This is a genomic window from Bacillus yunxiaonensis (genome assembly GCF_037104695.1).
GTDB classification, from domain to species: domain Bacteria; phylum Bacillota; class Bacilli; order Bacillales; family Bacillaceae_G; genus Bacillus_A; species Bacillus_A yunxiaonensis.
Genome location: NZ_JBAWSV010000002.1, coordinates 328924 through 345380, shown reverse-complemented (window position 1 = coordinate 345380; position 16457 = coordinate 328924). Strand labels below are relative to the sequence as shown.

At 36.5% G+C, this 16457-nt stretch carries 22 protein-coding genes; 16 read left to right on the top strand and 6 right to left on the bottom strand.

The genetic code is table 11. The annotated features are described in order from the left end of the window. Nucleotides 1–41: 41 nt before the first annotated feature. The 3 genes from WAX78_RS07895 to WAX78_RS07885 form a co-directional block, all read right to left on the bottom strand. Nucleotides 42–488 carry a hypothetical protein gene (locus tag WAX78_RS07895; RefSeq protein WP_336481738.1) on the bottom strand — a complete coding sequence of 149 codons (447 nt, stop codon included), beginning with the start codon at nucleotides 486–488 and terminating at the stop codon, nucleotides 42–44. 66 nt (nucleotides 489–554) lie between these two features. Next, nucleotides 555–1433: an alpha/beta fold hydrolase gene (locus WAX78_RS07890; RefSeq protein ID WP_336481737.1), complete on the bottom strand. Its 879-nt coding sequence runs from the start codon at nucleotides 1431–1433 to the stop codon at nucleotides 555–557. Nucleotides 1434–1448: 15 nt separating this feature from the next. Beyond that, nucleotides 1449–2288 (bottom strand): GNAT family N-acetyltransferase, encoded by an 840-nt coding sequence (locus WAX78_RS07885; RefSeq protein ID WP_336481736.1) that lies wholly within the window; start codon nucleotides 2286–2288, stop codon nucleotides 1449–1451. Nucleotides 2289–2328: 40 nt separating this feature from the next. Here WAX78_RS07885 and WAX78_RS07880 point away from each other — a divergent pair, with 40 nt between their 5' ends. From WAX78_RS07880 to WAX78_RS07870, 3 genes are all read left to right on the top strand, one after another. Beyond that, complete coding sequence (locus WAX78_RS07880) at nucleotides 2329–2466, top strand: hypothetical protein (RefSeq protein WP_336481735.1); 138 nt, start codon at nucleotides 2329–2331, stop codon at nucleotides 2464–2466. Between the two features lie 97 nt (nucleotides 2467–2563). Then, nucleotides 2564–3949 carry an alkaline phosphatase gene (locus tag WAX78_RS07875; RefSeq protein ID WP_336481734.1) on the top strand — a complete coding sequence of 462 codons (1386 nt, stop codon included), beginning with the start codon at nucleotides 2564–2566 and terminating at the stop codon, nucleotides 3947–3949. 63 nt (nucleotides 3950–4012) lie between these two features. Further along, the gene (locus tag WAX78_RS07870; protein ID WP_336481733.1) at nucleotides 4013–4480 is read left to right on the top strand and encodes a Cif family virulence factor; all 468 of its coding nucleotides are present in this window, start codon (nucleotides 4013–4015) and stop codon (nucleotides 4478–4480) included. A gap of 61 nt (nucleotides 4481–4541) precedes the next feature. Here the strand turns inward: WAX78_RS07870 and WAX78_RS07865 are convergent, their stop codons facing one another. After that, nucleotides 4542–5192, bottom strand: a complete 651-nt coding sequence (locus tag WAX78_RS07865; protein WP_336481732.1) for a GTP pyrophosphokinase — start codon at nucleotides 5190–5192, stop codon at nucleotides 4542–4544. Between the two features lie 498 nt (nucleotides 5193–5690). On the opposite strand from WAX78_RS07865, the gene rpmG reads away from it, so the two are divergent. The 4 genes from rpmG (at nucleotide 5691) to WAX78_RS07845 (ending at nucleotide 8801) form a co-directional block, all read left to right on the top strand. Continuing rightward, entirely contained in the window at nucleotides 5691–5840 is a 150-nt protein-coding gene (gene rpmG, locus WAX78_RS07860) for a 50S ribosomal protein L33 (RefSeq protein ID WP_001265619.1), read from the top strand. Between the two features lie 218 nt (nucleotides 5841–6058). Then, nucleotides 6059–6688, top strand: a complete 630-nt coding sequence (locus WAX78_RS07855) for a hypothetical protein (protein ID WP_336481731.1) — start codon at nucleotides 6059–6061, stop codon at nucleotides 6686–6688. Between the two features lie 403 nt (nucleotides 6689–7091). Further along, a complete protein-coding gene (sigK, locus tag WAX78_RS07850; protein ID WP_336481730.1) occupies nucleotides 7092–7805 on the top strand; it encodes an RNA polymerase sporulation sigma factor SigK in 714 nt (237 codons plus the stop codon). A 216-nt stretch (nucleotides 7806–8021) separates the two neighbouring features. After that, nucleotides 8022–8801, top strand: coding sequence for a phosphatidylserine decarboxylase (locus WAX78_RS07845; protein WP_336481729.1), 780 nt, complete (start codon nucleotides 8022–8024; stop codon nucleotides 8799–8801). A gap of 204 nt (nucleotides 8802–9005) precedes the next feature. Here the strand turns inward: WAX78_RS07845 and sda are convergent, their stop codons facing one another. Continuing rightward, nucleotides 9006–9161, bottom strand: a complete 156-nt coding sequence (sda, locus tag WAX78_RS07840; protein ID WP_336481728.1) for a sporulation histidine kinase inhibitor Sda — start codon at nucleotides 9159–9161, stop codon at nucleotides 9006–9008. Nucleotides 9162–9646: 485 nt separating this feature from the next. Here sda and WAX78_RS07835 point away from each other — a divergent pair, with 485 nt between their 5' ends. The 8 genes from WAX78_RS07835 to WAX78_RS07800 all read left to right on the top strand — a co-directional run bounded on the left by WAX78_RS07835 (nucleotide 9647) and on the right by WAX78_RS07800 (nucleotide 14752). Beyond that, entirely contained in the window at nucleotides 9647–10159 is a 513-nt protein-coding gene (locus WAX78_RS07835; RefSeq protein WP_336481727.1) for a YqeG family HAD IIIA-type phosphatase, read from the top strand. Nucleotides 10160–10162: 3 nt separating this feature from the next. Further along, on the top strand, nucleotides 10163–11269 hold the full coding sequence (yqeH, locus tag WAX78_RS07830; protein WP_336481726.1) for a ribosome biogenesis GTPase YqeH: 1107 nt from the start codon (nucleotides 10163–10165) through the stop codon (nucleotides 11267–11269). 14 nt (nucleotides 11270–11283) lie between these two features. Next, on the top strand, nucleotides 11284–12117 hold the full coding sequence (aroE, locus tag WAX78_RS07825; RefSeq protein ID WP_336481725.1) for a shikimate dehydrogenase: 834 nt from the start codon (nucleotides 11284–11286) through the stop codon (nucleotides 12115–12117). Between the two features lie 4 nt (nucleotides 12118–12121). Next, entirely contained in the window at nucleotides 12122–12421 is a 300-nt protein-coding gene (yhbY, locus tag WAX78_RS07820; protein ID WP_336481724.1) for a ribosome assembly RNA-binding protein YhbY, read from the top strand. 103 nt (nucleotides 12422–12524) lie between these two features. Then, the gene (locus WAX78_RS07815; RefSeq protein ID WP_336481723.1) at nucleotides 12525–13094 is read left to right on the top strand and encodes a nicotinate-nucleotide adenylyltransferase; all 570 of its coding nucleotides are present in this window, start codon (nucleotides 12525–12527) and stop codon (nucleotides 13092–13094) included. Continuing rightward, on the top strand, nucleotides 13084–13653 hold the full coding sequence (yqeK, locus tag WAX78_RS07810; protein WP_336481722.1) for a bis(5'-nucleosyl)-tetraphosphatase (symmetrical) YqeK: 570 nt from the start codon (nucleotides 13084–13086) through the stop codon (nucleotides 13651–13653). Before WAX78_RS07815 ends, yqeK begins: the two co-directional genes overlap by 11 nt. Further along, entirely contained in the window at nucleotides 13650–14006 is a 357-nt protein-coding gene (gene rsfS / locus WAX78_RS07805) for a ribosome silencing factor (protein WP_336481721.1), read from the top strand. Before yqeK ends, rsfS begins: the two co-directional genes overlap by 4 nt. Continuing rightward, a complete protein-coding gene (locus WAX78_RS07800; protein ID WP_336481720.1) occupies nucleotides 14003–14752 on the top strand; it encodes a class I SAM-dependent DNA methyltransferase in 750 nt (249 codons plus the stop codon). Before rsfS ends, WAX78_RS07800 begins: the two co-directional genes overlap by 4 nt. A gap of 193 nt (nucleotides 14753–14945) precedes the next feature. Here the strand turns inward: WAX78_RS07800 and comER are convergent, their stop codons facing one another. Then, complete coding sequence (gene comER / locus WAX78_RS07795) at nucleotides 14946–15770, bottom strand: late competence protein ComER (protein ID WP_336481719.1); 825 nt, start codon at nucleotides 15768–15770, stop codon at nucleotides 14946–14948. Nucleotides 15771–15849: 79 nt separating this feature from the next. Here comER and WAX78_RS07790 point away from each other — a divergent pair, with 79 nt between their 5' ends. Then, nucleotides 15850–16449, top strand: a complete 600-nt coding sequence (locus tag WAX78_RS07790; RefSeq protein WP_336481718.1) for a helix-hairpin-helix domain-containing protein — start codon at nucleotides 15850–15852, stop codon at nucleotides 16447–16449. Nucleotides 16450–16457 lie beyond the last annotated feature (8 nt).

Sequence of the window (16457 nt, the reverse complement as noted above, 5' to 3'; positions counted from 1 at the left end):
ATAGCGGGATAAAAGGGGTATCTCATCATGAGATACCCCTTTTAACGAATTTGAGGTGATTTTGCTATAAATAAACTAAGCATGAGCATCGTAATTACTGATAGAAAGAAAATCGGGATTCCTAAAAAGGCTGCACCGAAACAAGATTCATCATTTTGGAGGCTCATAAAATAGCCGAAAAAAATAAGATTGGGAATCACGCCAATTACACCGATAATAAACATATTCCAAATCGGTTTGTGTGTAACATATTGGCGATACTTCTTTAATAATCGAATCCATAATATAAAGTAACCAATCCCTGACAAAAGTAAGAAGAGTATCATAATCGGACCAAATAGAAGAGTAAAATTACTTTTTACTTCAATGGAGCTAAATATCCAACCAAGTCCAATTAATAGAGCGCCTGATCCAAGCATATAGCATAAGTTATAAATGCTTAAATACAATCCATTTTTATATGAATTATCTTTATCAGGTCTGAGCAATACATCTCCTCCTTTTTCCCTGATTGTATTATCCCCCCCTTTTAATCAGGGGTTTTTTGTAAAAAATTACAACTTAATAGGATACTTCTTGAAAAATTCATCAACATACTGCATAAACTCTTTCGGCTGTTGACGAAACGGTGCATGTTCGCCTTCTTCGATAATATGTAATGTACTATTTTTTAAGAATTGATGATACGTTTCGCCATTTTTCCAAGAAACGCTTTTATCATTTCTGCCCCAAATAATTAATGTTGGCACTTTGATTTCATCAGCATTGATGCGTAAACGGCGCGGCCTCATTTTACTTAATTCTGTATAATGCTCCGTATCTTCACGTTTATACTTTACTTCATTCTTACGATATTCTTTCGGAGTAGAGACAGTACTCAAATCAGTTAATAAATTTGGTTTTGGAGATCCTTTCCCGTGCTGCAAAGATTCAACCCCTGTTGCATCCGCTAAAATAAGGTGGCTTACTGCATTCGGATATAAGTATGCTAAGTTTAAAGAAATTTCTCCGCCCATTGAGTGCCCTAATATCGCGAATGTATCATATCCTAATTTTTTCATTAATTTATAATATAAGTTTGCTTGATTTGGAAATGAATAGTGAAAATCCATCGGTTTAGAAGAATGACCGAAACCTAAAATATCGACAGCGATAATGGTATGGTTTTTTGCTAACTCGGGATAAATATCGCTAAAGCCATTTGATGAACCTCCAAAGCCATGAAGCATAAGTAAAGGTGGTTTATTTTTACCAATTTGTTTGAAGTAAATGGTTTGTCCATCAATTTCAATCATTTTTTCATCTGTCTTCAGTTTTGTTGTAACTGTTTCTTTTACTTGTGTTGCTTTTTTTGTTTGCTTCTCAATTGTGCTGCAGCTCGTTAGTGTTGTCAGAGCAAAGCAACTAATAATATAAAGTTTCCAGCGCTTCAAAATGGTGTCCCCTTTCTAACAGAGTGCTGCGTCCATCATAGCAAAGATAGAATCACGTTTACCAGGAAGGTGTTTTCCGTTTTTCATCATGAGCGGAGAAACGAGTGTTACTTGAAATCCATATAATTGTAGTTTGTTTCTAAAGGTTGTTTGTGAATGAGGAATGTCGATACGAACAACTCCATCCCATTGATTACATATGGATAGTAGTAAATGCATGGCATTCTCTTCATTGTTAGCGATAAGGGGAGTAACACATAAGGTATCTCCTTTTCGTATACATAGCGCAAAAGCCTCTAGTCTATCGTTTTTTTCTATTTTTAATGCAAGGTATGCTCTATTTAAAAGTATTGAATACAGCTCGGGACGATAAGCGCCGCTTGCTATGTAATCGAGTTGAATGAGTGTATTAAGATCCTGACTTGTGACTTGACTAGTAGAAAAGGAGTTGTTTTTTGTAGCTGTGCTATTTCGTTCTAGTCGATGAATAGAAGTAATTGTGTTAAATCCATATGTATGATATAACGGCGTACCAGCATCTGTTGCAATGAGAGTAAAAGGTTGTAATTGCGAAGCGTTTTTTATACTAATGTCTAGCAAAGAGCGTGCTAATCCTCTTCGTTGAAAATCTGGATGAACAATAAGCATACCAATAGAAGTAAATCCTGTTTTATATGGAAAAGCAGCGATACAAGAGATAAGCTTACCTTCGTTATCGTGGCCAAACAAGGTACCGATAGAAAAGAAGGTTTCAAATTGTTCTTTCATAGATGAAACGTTATGTAACCAACCTACTGCATCACAAAGAGATAGAAGCTGTGAGATATCAGAGATACTTAGTGTTTTTACTTGCATATATTACACTCCTCGTGTTTTTTAGTAGATACATTTTATCATGGAAAATCAAAATATTACGTCTTATTGTGCATTAAGGAAAGAGAGAGGGTTTACAAACATGCTGAATTTAGAAGAATCATATACGTCGATAAGTAAAACGACAAAGAAATACAGCTTGCAACAACATTTACCTTAAATTAACAAAATGTTTACATATTTCCAATTTCTCCTTAACAGTTTTCTATTACATTTGGTAGTAGGGATAGAATTAAGAATTTAGGGGGACTTATAAGATGAAAAAATTTATGAAGAAAGCTTGGCCGTTTGCGGTTGTTTCATCGTTAGCACTTACTTCAATTGTAACGTGGAATGTTACGCGTTCAGATGTCATCAAAGCAGATGAAAAAGAAGACAATGCAAAGATTAAAAATGTAATTGTCTTAATTGGAGATGGTATGGGCCCTTCTTATATGACAGCGCATCGTTATATGAAGGATAACCCAAAAACATTTGAAATGGAGCAAACCGAATTTGATAAGCATCTCGTAGGAACACAGGTTACATATCCAGAAGATGAGCATCAAAATATTACAGACTCAGCTTCTGCGGCAACTGCAATGTCAGCAGGGGTTAAAACATATAATGCAGCCATAGCAGTGGACAATGATAAATCAAAGGTAAAAACAGTATTAGAGCAAGCGAAAGAACGCGGAAAATCTACAGGTTTAGTTGCAACTTCTGAGATTACACATGCAACGCCAGCTGCGTTTGGAGCACATAACATTGATCGGAAAAATATGGATCAAATTGCTGATGACTATTTTAACGAGAAAATTAATGGGAAACATAAAGTTGACGTTCTCCTTGGGGGAGGATTAAAGAACTTTGATCGAAAAGATCGTAAACTTACAGAAGAATTTAAAAAAGATGGTTATAGTCTTGTAACGGATCGTCAGCAATTATTAAATGATAAAAATGATCAAATTCTTGGATTATTTGCGCCAGGTGGTCTTGATAAAATGATTGACCGCAATGACAGCACACCTTCTTTAGAAGACATGACAAATGCAGCGATTAATCGCTTAAATAAAAATAAAAATGGTTTCTTTTTAATGGTAGAAGGTAGCCAAATTGACTGGGCTGGTCATGATAATGACGTTGTTGCAGCGATGAGTGAAATGGAAGACTTTGAAAGAGCGTTTAAAGCAGCAATTGAATTTGCGAAAAAGGATAAGCACACGTTAGTAGTGGCAACGGCTGATCATTCTACTGGTGGTCTGTCTCTTGGAGCAAACGGAGTATATAATTTTGATGTGAGTCCAATTAAAGCAGCAAAACGTACACCTGACTTTATGGCAGCTGAAATCGCTAAAGGTGCAAACGTTGAAGAAACATTGAAAAAGTATATTGATTTACAATTAACACCTGAAGAAATTAAATCTGTGAATAATGCTGCAGCGTCAAAAGATGTAACAACGATTGATAATGCAATTGAAGCGATCTTTAATACACGCTCTTACACAGGTTGGACAACTGGTGGTCATACTGGTGAAGATGTTGGTGTATATGCATTTGGACCAGGAAAATACTTATTTGCTGGCGTTCAAGAAAATACAAACTTAGCAAAACGTGTGTTTGATATTATTGGCGGCGGCGACCCAAATAAAGGTAGACGCTAACATGAAGAAAAAGCGGGGCTTCTTTGCCTTGCTTTTTTCTTTTTGATTTTGGAGGGTAGATATATGAAACGATTTTTAAAGAGATTAGGGATTTTAGGAATAATAAGTTTTCAATTATGTGGATGTAGCTTACAAGAAAAAGCGAAAAAAGACACAACGAAAAAGGAAGAAACGATTCATAAAGAAGGGAAAAATGAGCCTATACCAAAGGAAGAAGAACAAGCGATTAGAAAGTTAATAGATTCCTATATTCAAACAATAAATGAGAAAAACTTTGAGGGGCATATGGCACTTTTTTCAACGAAGTCATTAGGATTAGAAGATACAAAAGCACAAAAAGAAGCAGAATTTAAAAATAAGAATAAAAAAATCGAACTATTGGATTTTAGCGTAAGAAATTTTGAAGGAGAGTATGCTGTGGTAGAAACGAAAGAGAAAGAAGAATCTGCTGAAAAGAAAGTTCGTTACACCGTAGGAAAAGAAGATGGTGTATGGAAGATAGAAGAAGTACGTGTGATTGAAAAAGGATAAAGTGAAACTTCCATCAGTGGGGCGGGATAAAAAAGAAGTTCTCTTGCATAGAGAACTTCTTTTACACAGGTAATAAAATGCGCTCTGAACACGATTCAATTTCATCAATATCTTGACGGATGGAGGCCATCTTATTGTCAAGTTCTTCAGCTTTCATAGCGGCATCATGTAATTCCTGCTTTAAATATTCAGGGATATTTCCTTCATATTTATAATACATTTTATGTTCTAAACTTGCCCAGAAATCCATTGCTAACGTACGTAATTGAATCTCTGCAAAAACATTTTGTGTTCCTGAATTTAATACTAATGGATACTTAATAATCATATGGAGACTTTTATAGCCATTTGGTTTTGGTGTTGCAATATAATCTTTAACTTCTATGATTTCCATATCTGTTCGTTTTTCTATCAAATTTTTCAAATAGTAAATATCTTCCACGAAACAACATGTAATTCGAATACCGATAATATCGAATAAATGTTGTTGGGCATTTTCGACAGTTGGCACTAAGTTTTTTCGTTCCAACTTTTTAATAATACTTTTTGGTTGTTTTAATCGTGTTTTTATATGTTCAAACGGGTTGTAGTCTTCTAGAAACTGAGCTTCCCGGTTCATAATTTCAAATTTTGTTTTCAGTTCTTCAAGAGCAAATGTATAAGGTAATACAAATGCTTTCCAATAATCAACTGTTGTTTGGTTAAATTCCATTATATACACACCTTTTTCTTATTTGGAAAGTAAGGCTGCTTAAACTAAATACCAAATCATATAAGCAAACGCCGCCACAGATGAAATCATAAAGCGATAGCGTGTTTTCATTACATGTTCCTCCTTCCCCACATAGTGTTTATTATATGATATAACTATGTACATTTTCTATACTAATTGATTGATGTGAATTCCGTATGAACAAATTGTTTCAGTTTTTTGTCTTTTTTATACCGCTTACAAAACATCTTGAGTTCGAGGTATTTTGCTTTCTTTGTATAAGCTTCTATATCATTTCAGTTTTAATGATTGCAACGGGAAAAGTAATGAAATTATAATTCAAACATATGGATATTATCTAAGAAGAAAGAGTTAGTTCTTTAAATTAAGGAGTTTTTTTATGATGGAATTGACAAAGTGAATGGTAAAGTTTATGATGTAAATCGTAACAATTACGTTTTGTGTCCGCGAAATCAATTTACTAGGAGGTATAAATTCATGCGTGTAAATATTACGTTAGCTTGTACAGAGTGCGGTGATCGCAATTATATTACAAAGAAAAATAAACGAAACAATCCAGAGCGTATTGAACTAAAAAAATATTGTCCACGATTAAAGCGAGTAACATTGCATCGTGAAACGAAGTAAACGACTAGAGATTCTAGTCGTTTTTTGTTATTTGTAAAGGGAATAGGGAGGGGAATACAGTGATATCGTGTGTGATGATATAAATGAATCTATAGTTATATAAAGACAAAAAATAGATAATTTGTACTCTCGATCATGACGTGGACAAGGGTACAAGCAAAAGGAGTTTTATTTCATACATTTATAGTATATTTCAATAGAAAGGAGTTCATTTATTCTTGCCCCCAAAAGATCAAAAATTTTTCCATCCGTATGAGTCTCCGGTTCCGATTGTAGGAGCTCAAAGACCACAAAAATTACACGTATTTACAACAGGACTTATACTGAGAAATCCCAATACTGAGATTGTGGTTGTTACGCTTTTGAATGAGGATTTCTACGAATCCAAAACGGTCACTGTGTCCGTGTTAGATTGGCAAAATACGTGGAATCCTACAGAGTTTGCTAAGGTTGGATTTCTAGCCGGACAAGCTCTCAATCCGTCTTTATCGACACAAGGGGTTCAACCGCAGCAAACTAATATCGTTCCTCCTAACAATGTCCAATCGATTTTTACACCTATTACATTTACGATTCCGCCACGCGGTCTTTTTACGATTCACGCATCTCCACCACAACCTGTAAATCTGCCAAGTCCTTGCTACGAAGTGATTGTTACTTTTCCGTCTAATTTTACTCACCCACCTGTTCCTATCAGACGTGTCATCGTCAATACATTTGGGATCAATGCTGCGGGTGTGCCGCAAGAGGGGAATACCGTCTTGCATAATCAGTTGATACCTAGTCCTATAACTTCACCCGTTCCTTTCTCTCCAATAGCTCCTCCACCTCCACCTCCTATCCTATAAGGATTAGAAACAAAATCTAGGGTTAGGAGATTCGGCACGAATAGCAGCATAAATTTCAATCATTTTTATCCCGCTATTTGTGGGCAGTAAGACCCCCACCTCAAGATTCAGAGAAGAGTGAAGAAGATAGGTCGGGGATAACTGCTGGCATGCGCCCGATTGGGCAGGATTTCCATCAGTGGGGGATGAAGAAAACCCCCACTGATGGAAGTTTCACTTTATGCCAACATCAATCCCCTTCAATAAGTAATTTGGATGGGACTCTAAATGTATGATAAAAAGGTTTTGATTTGATAACGGACTTTAAAAAAGACAAGAATTGATATTTGCGTTGTACAGACACAAACAATCACCCGCCCACATACACATAGTAAAGACCACTATTTTTGCGGGGGTGAAGAGGTTGAGTCTGTTCGCCGCAATTGGATATATGATTCGTGAGGTTTTCATTTTCGTATCGTATGTCAAAAATAATGCATTTCCACAGCCGTTGTCGCCTGATGAGGAGAGAAAGTACTTAGAGCTTATGGAGCAAGGAGATGCACACGCAAGAAATCTCCTCATCGAACATAATTTACGCCTTGTGGCACATATTGTGAAGAAATTTGAAAATACAGGAGAAGATGCAGAAGACTTAATTTCCATCGGTACGATTGGTTTAATTAAGGCGATTGAAAGCTATTCGCAAGGAAAAGGAACAAAATTGGCAACGTATGCAGCTCGCTGTATTGAAAATGAAATTTTAATGCATTTACGCGTATTAAAGAAAACAAAAAAAGATGTTTCTCTTCATGATCCAATTGGGCAGGATAAGGAAGGGAATGAAATTTCTTTAATAGATATTTTAAAATCAGAATCAGAAGATGTGATTGATACCATTCAACTGAGTATGGAGCTTGAGAAAATTAAAGAGTATATCGACATATTAGATGAACGGGAAAAAGAAGTAATTGTAAACCGATTTGGTCTTGGTATGGAGAAAGAGAAAACGCAGCGAGAGATTGCGAAAGCACTTGGTATATCGCGGAGCTATGTATCGCGTATTGAGAAGAGAGCATTAATGAAAATGTTTCATGAATTTGTTCGTGCAGAGAAAGATAAGAAGGGGAAATCTTGAAGATGGAAAATGCCTGATTTTATTCAAAAGCAGGCATTTTTCTTTTTCGATAAAATGAAACTCCTTTGATAAATCTATGTTCACGGTTGAAAATGATGGGTTCTATCTGTAATATTAAAAGGTGCTAATAATTTATGATATAGAAACAAAAATAGGAGAAACTACATTTAATAGTCTTATTACAAAAGAATATATCATAGTAGGGGGTTTCGCAGTTTGCGACGTACGTTATATCGATTATTGATTGAACTTACAAATGGTCGTTTTACGTCCTATGTATTGCGTAAATTTGCGCAGTCGCGTTTAAGCTCGATTATTATCCCGTCTTATGCAAAAGTATTTCACATTAGACAAGATGAGATGGAGAAGGATTTAAAAGAGTACGGAACGCTTCATGAATTATTTACGCGTAAATTAAAAAAGGGAAAACGATCGATTGATACAGAAGTATCTAGCATTGTGAGTCCGGTTGATGGTGTTTTTGCAGATCATGGTCCTATTGACCAAGCGAAAATGTTTGAGATTAAAGGAAAACAATATTCTATTGTAGATATGCTTGGTACGGAAGAAAGAGCAGCGCGCTACGCAGGTGGTACATACATGGTTATTTATTTAAGTCCAAGCCATTATCACCGTATTCATAGCCCGCTTTCAGGTACAGTAACAGAACGTTTTGTACTTGGAAGGAAATCATATCCTGTTAATGCAGCAGGTATGAAATATGGAAAAGATACGTTATCCAAAAACTATCGCTCTGTAACTGAAATAGAGAGTGAAGGAGAGCGGTTGGCTCTTGTTAAAGTAGGCGCAATGTTTGTTAATAGTATTGAACTGCTGCATGAGAGAGAAGTTGTTCAAAAAGGTGAAGAGATGGCTTACTTTACATTTGGCTCTACAGTTGTTCTATTATTTGAAAAGGATATGATTGAAGTAGTTCAATCATTAACTAGTGGACAAGAGGTTCGTGTTGGTGAAAAAGTCGCAACTCGGTTATAAAAGAAGCAGCTTTTATGTAGCTTGTTTCACTTTATAATAAAAGAGCCGTCTTCTAGATGGCTCTTTTTACAGGTGAAGCAATCTACCCCGCACTGAATGGGCAGTAAATCTCTAATCTTAATATACAGAGCTTATTAAGGTAATCTGGTCAACTAATCATAAGCGGATAAAAGGCCACCTATGGAAGTTTCACTTTATATGTACTCAAGACGACTTCAAAAGCTTGTCCTCTAGTGAACGTCTAATGATTTCTTGTTTAATAAGTAAAATGAAGTCGGGATTTAAATTTAATTCTTTTGCTTTATAATAAGACTCAGTGAGTAATTCAGTAGATAACTTTTCCATATGTTTCGCCGTCAAGGCGATTCACCTCCTACGAAAAAGGTAAATTTGTCACATTTAATGTACCAAAAATTGTCTTGTGTCACAATCTGTTGGTTATCCACATGTTATCGTGGATAAGATGTGTAAGAATTGTTGGTAATTTCGGAATTAACTGAAATTTAAACGTGGAAATTGTGTACAAGTTTATCCACAGGTGTGTAATCGAAAAATGCTGTCGAAAAATTTTGTCCAAGTTTAACGGACAGTAGCCGTTAGATGAGTTATTCCGCTACTAGCGGGCAGGAAGAGCCCGATAAGTTCACCTAACTCATTTTGAGAGAAAATCGCTCTCCAAAAGGGAAGTTGAACTATACCCCGCTCTAACAGGCAGTAGTGATAGAAGTTTCATGAAGAGTAACTGCCTGTAAGAGCCCGATAAGTTCACCTAACCCTTTTTGAGAAAAGACGCTCTCAAAAAAGGAAGGTGAACTATACAAAACTCCTCAAAGAGGTGAAAGAGATTGAGTTTATTTTTACCAAATGAATATGTGAAAAATGTGTATCATATTCAACCAGAAGAATTGGAAAAACGAGGTATAAAAGGGATTATTACTGATTTAGATAATACCCTGATTGAATGGGATCGTCCGAATGCGACCCCGCAATTGGAAGAATGGTTTGCTAAAATGAAGGAACACGGCATTCAAGTGACAGTTGTTTCGAATAATAATGAACAACGTGTAAAAGATTTTGCTGATCCACTTGGTATTCCGTTTATTCATAGTGCACGTAAGCCGCTTGTTCGTGCTTTTAAACGAGCGCTAACGGAAATGAATTTGCGTGCGGAAGAAGTAGTTGTAATTGGAGATCAAGTATTAACAGATGTGCTTGGAGGTAATCGTGTTGGACTGCACACGATTTTAGTTGTTCCAGTTGCAAAAACAGACGGATTTATGACTCGTTTTAATCGGAAAATTGAGCGTAGAATTATGCGTAATATGAAGAAAAAAGGTTTAATTAATTGGGAGGAATAAAGCTTGACTGAGACGTTTAAATGTATTGGATGCGGTGTTGCAATTCAAACAGAAAATAAAAGTGAAGTTGGTTATGCACCAGCTTCTTCGTTAGAGAAAGAACATATCATTTGTCAGCGTTGTTTTCGCTTAAAGCATTACAATGAAATTCAAGATGTGTCGTTAACAGATGATGATTTTTTACGCATTTTAAATGGAATTGGACAATCTGATGCATTAGTTGTTAAGATTGTTGATATTTTTGATTTTAATGGAAGTTGGCTGCCTGGTTTACACCGTTTTGTTGGAAATAATAAAGTACTTCTTGTCGGCAATAAAGCGGATTTAATTCCAAAATCTGTGAAACCGGAAAAGCTAACACATTGGATGCGCTATAGTGCGAAGCAACTCGGTTTAAAGCCGGAAGATGTTTTCTTAATTAGTGCTGCAAAAGGTCAAGGTATTGAAGAGCTTGCAAGTGCAATTGAACAATACCGTGATGGAAAAGATGTTTATGTTGTTGGGTGTACAAACGTTGGAAAATCAACGTTTATTAACCGTATTATTAAAACGTTTAGCGAGGAAACAGAAAATGTCATTACGACATCACATTTCCCGGGGACAACGCTGGATTTAATCGATATTCCATTAGATGAAAATTCATCTTTATATGATACACCAGGTATTATTAATCATCATCAAATGGCACATTATGTTGGAAAGCAAAGCTTAAAAATGATTACTCCAACAAAAGAAATTAAGCCGATGGTATTTCAACTCAATGAAGAACAAACGTTATTCTTTGGTGGATTAGCACGATTTGATTATATAAGCGGCGGTCGTCGTTCGTTTACTTGCCATTTATCCAATCGTCTTACAATTCATCGTACGAAGCTTGAAAAAGCAGATGCATTGTATGAAAAGCATGCTGGAGAATTATTAAATCCACCAACACCAGAAGAACTTGAGAACATGCCAGAGCTTGTAAAATATGAGTTTACAATTCACGAACCGAAAACCGATGTTGTATTTTCGGGTTTAGGATGGGTAACAGTGAATGAAGCTGGCGCAAAAATTGCAGCGCATGTACCAAAAGGAGTTAGTGTTTCATTACGTAAATCTTTAATCTAAAGTGGTGAGGACTTGTGAAACAATTATATGGCGTAATTGGGAATCCAATTGGACATTCCTTATCACCGCTCATGCATAATGATGCATTTACACATTTAGAGATCGATGCACATTATCATGCTTTTCTTGTTCAAGAGAGCGAATTAGGTGAAGCGGTGACTGGATTAAAGGCACTTGGGGTTGTTGGGTTTAATGTGACAACTCCGCACAAAGTTTCTATTATGCAGCATTTAGACGAAATTGATCCGTTGGCAGAGAAAATCGGTGCAGTAAATACAGTGCTTCATAAAGAAGGAAAACTAATTGGGTATAATACAGATGGAATTGGATATGTTCGTTCATTGCAATCTATTAGTAAAGAGCCATTAACGAACAAACGTATTTTACTGCTCGGCGCTGGCGGGGCGTGTCGTGCGATTTATTATTCACTTGCAGATGCTGGTGTGAAAGAGATTGACATTGCGAATCGAACAGTAGAAAAAGCAGAGCAGCTTATTGCTGGCTGTGAAAGTGAAGTCGTGTCCTTAGCGCTTTCAATAGAAGAAGCAATAGACAAACAAGCACTGTACGATATCATTATCCATACAACGACAGTAGGTATGCACCCGCATGTAGAAGATACACCGCTACGCATTCGAGATTTGAAAAAAGGAAGCATTGTGTCTGATATTATTTATAATCCGTTTGAAACGAAGTTATTGCAAGATGCGAAGGCGCATGGAGCGATTGTACAAAATGGCATTGATATGTTTGTATTTCAAGGCGCACTTGCATTTGAAATTTGGACGGGACGTTTGCCGAATATAGAACGAATGAAACAAATAGTAATGAAAAAGCTTGGAGGCTAAATACATGTTAACAGGAAAACAAAAACGATTTTTACGTGCTGAGGCACATCACTTAACACCAATTTTTCAGGTTGGTAAAGGTGGAGTAAATGAAAATATGGTAAAGCAAATTGCAGAAGCGTTAGAAGTGCGTGAGCTAATGAAAATTAGCGTACTACAAAACTGTGAATTTGATCGCCATGAAGTAGCAGAAGAGCTTGCGAAAGGTGCAAAAGCTGAACTTGTACAGGTAATCGGAAGCACAATCGTCTTATATAAAGAATCAAAAGAAAATAAACGTATTGTGTTACCAAAAACAAAGTAACGATTTCTAAAAGTTAGTTGAACCAATCGAGTTCGTATAGGTGCCTCACTTTTTCATGAAGGGGAACTATCACCTATAAGGACAAGGTAAAGGGGCGTTTTCTTTGAAGAGAATCGGGATTATTGGCGGGACATTTGACCCGCCTCATAATGGACATTTGTTAATTGCAAATGAAGTGTATGATGCATTGCAACTTGATGAGGTTTGGTTTCTGCCAAATCAAATCCCCCCTCACAAACGAGATAAGGAAGTCACAAGTGTACGTAATCGTTTAGAAATGATTCATTTAGCAATCGAACAAGACATGCATTTCTCTATTTGTTTAGCGGAACTGGAACGAGAAGGTCCGTCTTACACATATGACACTATGTTACAATTGACAAAGGAGCATCCAGACGTTCAATTTTATTTTATTATTGGCGGAGATATGGTCGAATACTTGCCAAAATGGTATAACATCGATAAGTTGTTAAAGCTCGTTACGTTTGTCGGCGTTGCTCGTCCTGGTTATACACTTTCTACGTCTTATGATATTGTAACGGTAGAAATTCCGGAATTTGCTGTCTCTTCGTCGCTTCTGCGCGAACGTTTTACAAAGAAGAAGACATGCAAATATTTGCTTCCTAAAGGAGTACAGGAATACATTGAGAGGAATGGGCTATATGGATCGTAAACGAGCACTTGAAATTGTGAAACAACAAATGCATGAAAAGCGTTATATTCATACAATTGGTGTTATGGAAACGGCTATCGAACTCGCAAAGCAATATGGTGTTGACGAGAAAAAGGCCGAGATGGCAGCGATTTTTCATGATTATGCAAAGTGTAGACCGATTTTAGAAATGGAAGAAATTATTAAGCGAGAAAATTTACCACAGGATTTGTTGCATTATAATAAAGAATTATGGCATGCACCAGTTGGGGCATATTTAGTAGAAAAAGAAGTCGGTATTACAGATACTGACATATTACAAGCTATTACGTATCATACGAGTGGACATGAACAAATGACGATGCTTGATAAAGTGATTTATGTGGCGGATTATATTGAACCTGGCCGTAAGTTTCCTGGCGTTGAAGAAGCGAGAAAGCTGGCGCGAGAAGATATTAATCAAGCGTTATTATATGCTTTAAAGCATACAATACAATTTTTAATGGAAAAGAACCAAACGATCTATCCATTAACATTCCAAACGTATAATGCAGTCATTAAGGAGGACTTTACGAAATGAAAGATAGAGAATTATTAGTATTGGCAGCACGAGCAGCTGACGATAAAAGAGCAGAAGATATTGTTGTTTTAAATATGCAAGGGATTTCACCGCTTGCGGATTATTTTGTGATTTGCCATGGTAACTCTGATAAACAAGTGCAAGCAATCGCTCGCGAGATTAAAGAACAGGCACATGAAGTGCAAATTGATGTAAAGCGCATGGAAGGTTTTGAAGAAGCGCGTTGGGTGTTAGTTGACCTTGGGGATGTTGTTGTACACGTATTCCATAAAGATGAGCGTGATTACTATAACTTAGAACGTCTTTGGGGCGATGTACCGCGTGAAGATATTGCAGAAGAGCTAGGTCAATGAGATACGAACAATTTGCATTATTGTATGATGAGCTAATGAATGATGTCCCATATGAAAAATGGGTAGAATTTACGGAACAAAGCTTAGAGCAAATTGGTAAAACAGATGCGAAAATTCTGGATGTGGCTTGCGGAACGGGCAATGTCACATTGCCTCTTGTGAAAAAAGGATATGATGTAACGGGAGTAGACTTATCGGAAGAAATGTTAACAATCGCTCAGCAAAAGTTATGTGAAGAAGGTCATTTTATTCCTTTTTATCAACAAGATATGCGCGAGTTGGATGTTCCAGGTGAGTTTGACTGCGTCACGATTTTTTGTGATTCGTTAAATTATGTGTTGCAAGAAGAAGGCGTTCAAGAAACATTTCGACGTGTTTATCATCATTTGCATCAAGATGGTTTATTTTTATTTGATGTTCACTCTCTTTATAAAATTCATCACGTATTTCAAAATGAAACGTATACAGTCAATGAAGAAGAAATTTCTCTCATATGGAACTGCTTCCCAGGTGAAGAAACAAACAGTGTCGAGCATGATTTAACATTTTTTGTACGAGATGAAGAAGAGGATGTGTATCATCGATTTGATGAGTTGCATATGCAGCGTACATATTCTGTTGAAGAACTGACGAAATGGCTTGAAGAAGCTGGTTTTACCGTTCTTCGCGTAACGGGAGATTTCGAAAGAACTGAAGTAACAGAACAAACAGAGCGTATTTTCTTTGTCGCTAAAAAGAATGCATAGTAAAAAAGCAACCGTATGAATGGTTGCTTTTTTACTTATAAAGTGAAACTTCCATCAGTGGGGGGCTTTATCCCCCACCTATCTTCTTCGATTTTCGGGGGTCTTACTGCCCGCGAATAGCGGGATAAAGGTAGGCAGCAAAAAAATAAAGCATTTATGAAGGAATATAGTAGTTTTTGTCGTAAGAGATATATTAATGCTTTTTAAATTGTTGTTCTACATGTTTTACATCCTCTTGGTACTTCTCGTGTGTTCGTTTTAACACCTTGTTAAACATATCTCCAACATGTTCTTCTAAAACGCGAATCCCTTCCCCGGTTATACCGCCTTTTACACACACTTTCTCCTGCAAAGTCGGCAAGGTGAAAATTTGTTTTTCTAACAGTTTTCCCATACCGATAATCATTTCGCTCGTTAAAATAGTAGCTTCTTCACGTGTAATGTTTGTTTCTTCTACAGAAGCATCAATAAAGCGCTGTAACAAATAGCTGAAAAATGCAGGGCCGCAGCTTACGATATCGGATGCCACTCTTGTGATATTTTCTTCAATAGTAATAGGTTTAGATATTTTTTGAAATAAGTTCAATACACGCGTTTGCCATTCTTGTGAGCAGTTTTTTCCGAATGTACATAGGGTGACACCAGCTAATGCGCGATTTGTAATACTCGGGATAATACGAGCAACATGGCAAGATACGATCGTTTCTAATTGTACGGTAGATATGGGGCTTGTAATCGAAACTAGGCATTTGTCATTTGTAAGAATAGGAGCATGATTTGTCAAAATAGGATATATATCTAATGGTTTTACGCAAATAAAAATCAGCTCAGAGCGTTCAATTACTTCTTGAATTGTTTTTGCTATATGAATAGAAGGATACTTCTCTTTTATATGATATGCTTTTGCGAAAGTACGATTAATAATAGTAAGACACGAAGGTTTGACAGCCCGGGCTTCGATGCATGCATCAATGAGTATATTCCCCATATTCCCTGTTCCTATTATTCCTATGTTCAATGTTTCATCCCCTCCTTCGTAACATCTTTCTCCTAAACAATATGAAGTTTATTTTGAATTTATGAATTAGAGGTGCAAAATGATGATGAATTTGCCGAGAAAGTGGCTCGTTTTATTTGCGGCAATTGGTGTTGTCGGTATTTTATTTGTATGGCAAACAAAAAATGGGCAAGAGCAGCCTGCAGTGAAAGTTGAAGCGAATTCTAAGATGGAAGAAAGGAAAGAGAAAACAAAAGTAATAGATTCTAAACCGCAATCGAAAACGACTATAGTTGATGTTAAAGGAGCTGTACATCATGAAGGGGTGTATGAATTACAAAGCGGAGCGCGGGTGAAAGATGCTATTGAAAAAGCAGGGGGATTTTTACCAGAAGCAGATGTGACGAAGGTAAACTTGGCGCAGATTGTACAAGATCAAATGATGATTTATGTGCCAAAAAAAGGAGAACAAACGGTTTCTGTGAATGGCTCGTCCTTGCAAGAAGGAAAAATACAAATTAATACAGCAACAAAGGAACAACTTGAAAAAATATCCGGCATTGGTCCTAGAAAAGCAGAAAATATTATGAAATATCGCGAGCAGCACGGACCGTTTCAAAAAGTAGAAGATTTATTAGAGGTTGATGGGATTGGAGAAAAGTCGCTAGAAAAAATAAAAGATGAAATAATTGTTCCATAAATGATTGA

Excerpts from the sequence above, each read along its gene's own strand:
- WAX78_RS07885 (WP_336481736.1), bottom strand. The coding sequence starts at position 2,288 with ATGCAAGTAAAAACACTAAGTATCTCTGATATCTCACAGCTTCTATCT.
- WAX78_RS07880 (WP_336481735.1), top strand. The coding sequence starts at position 2,329 with ATGGAAAATCAAAATATTACGTCTTATTGTGCATTAAGGAAAGAGAGA.
- WAX78_RS07875 (WP_336481734.1), top strand. The coding sequence starts at position 2,564 with ATGAAAAAATTTATGAAGAAAGCTTGGCCGTTTGCGGTTGTTTCATCG.
- WAX78_RS07870 (WP_336481733.1), top strand. The coding sequence starts at position 4,013 with ATGAAACGATTTTTAAAGAGATTAGGGATTTTAGGAATAATAAGTTTT.
- WAX78_RS07865 (WP_336481732.1), bottom strand. The coding sequence starts at position 5,192 with ATGGAATTTAACCAAACAACAGTTGATTATTGGAAAGCATTTGTATTA.
- rpmG (WP_001265619.1), top strand. The coding sequence starts at position 5,691 with ATGCGTGTAAATATTACGTTAGCTTGTACAGAGTGCGGTGATCGCAAT.
- yhbY (WP_336481724.1), top strand. The coding sequence starts at position 12,122 with ATGTTAACAGGAAAACAAAAACGATTTTTACGTGCTGAGGCACATCAC.
- yqeK (WP_336481722.1), top strand. The coding sequence starts at position 13,084 with ATGGATCGTAAACGAGCACTTGAAATTGTGAAACAACAAATGCATGAA.
- rsfS (WP_336481721.1), top strand. The coding sequence starts at position 13,650 with ATGAAAGATAGAGAATTATTAGTATTGGCAGCACGAGCAGCTGACGAT.
- WAX78_RS07800 (WP_336481720.1), top strand. The coding sequence starts at position 14,003 with ATGAGATACGAACAATTTGCATTATTGTATGATGAGCTAATGAATGAT.
- WAX78_RS07790 (WP_336481718.1), top strand. The coding sequence starts at position 15,850 with ATGATGATGAATTTGCCGAGAAAGTGGCTCGTTTTATTTGCGGCAATT.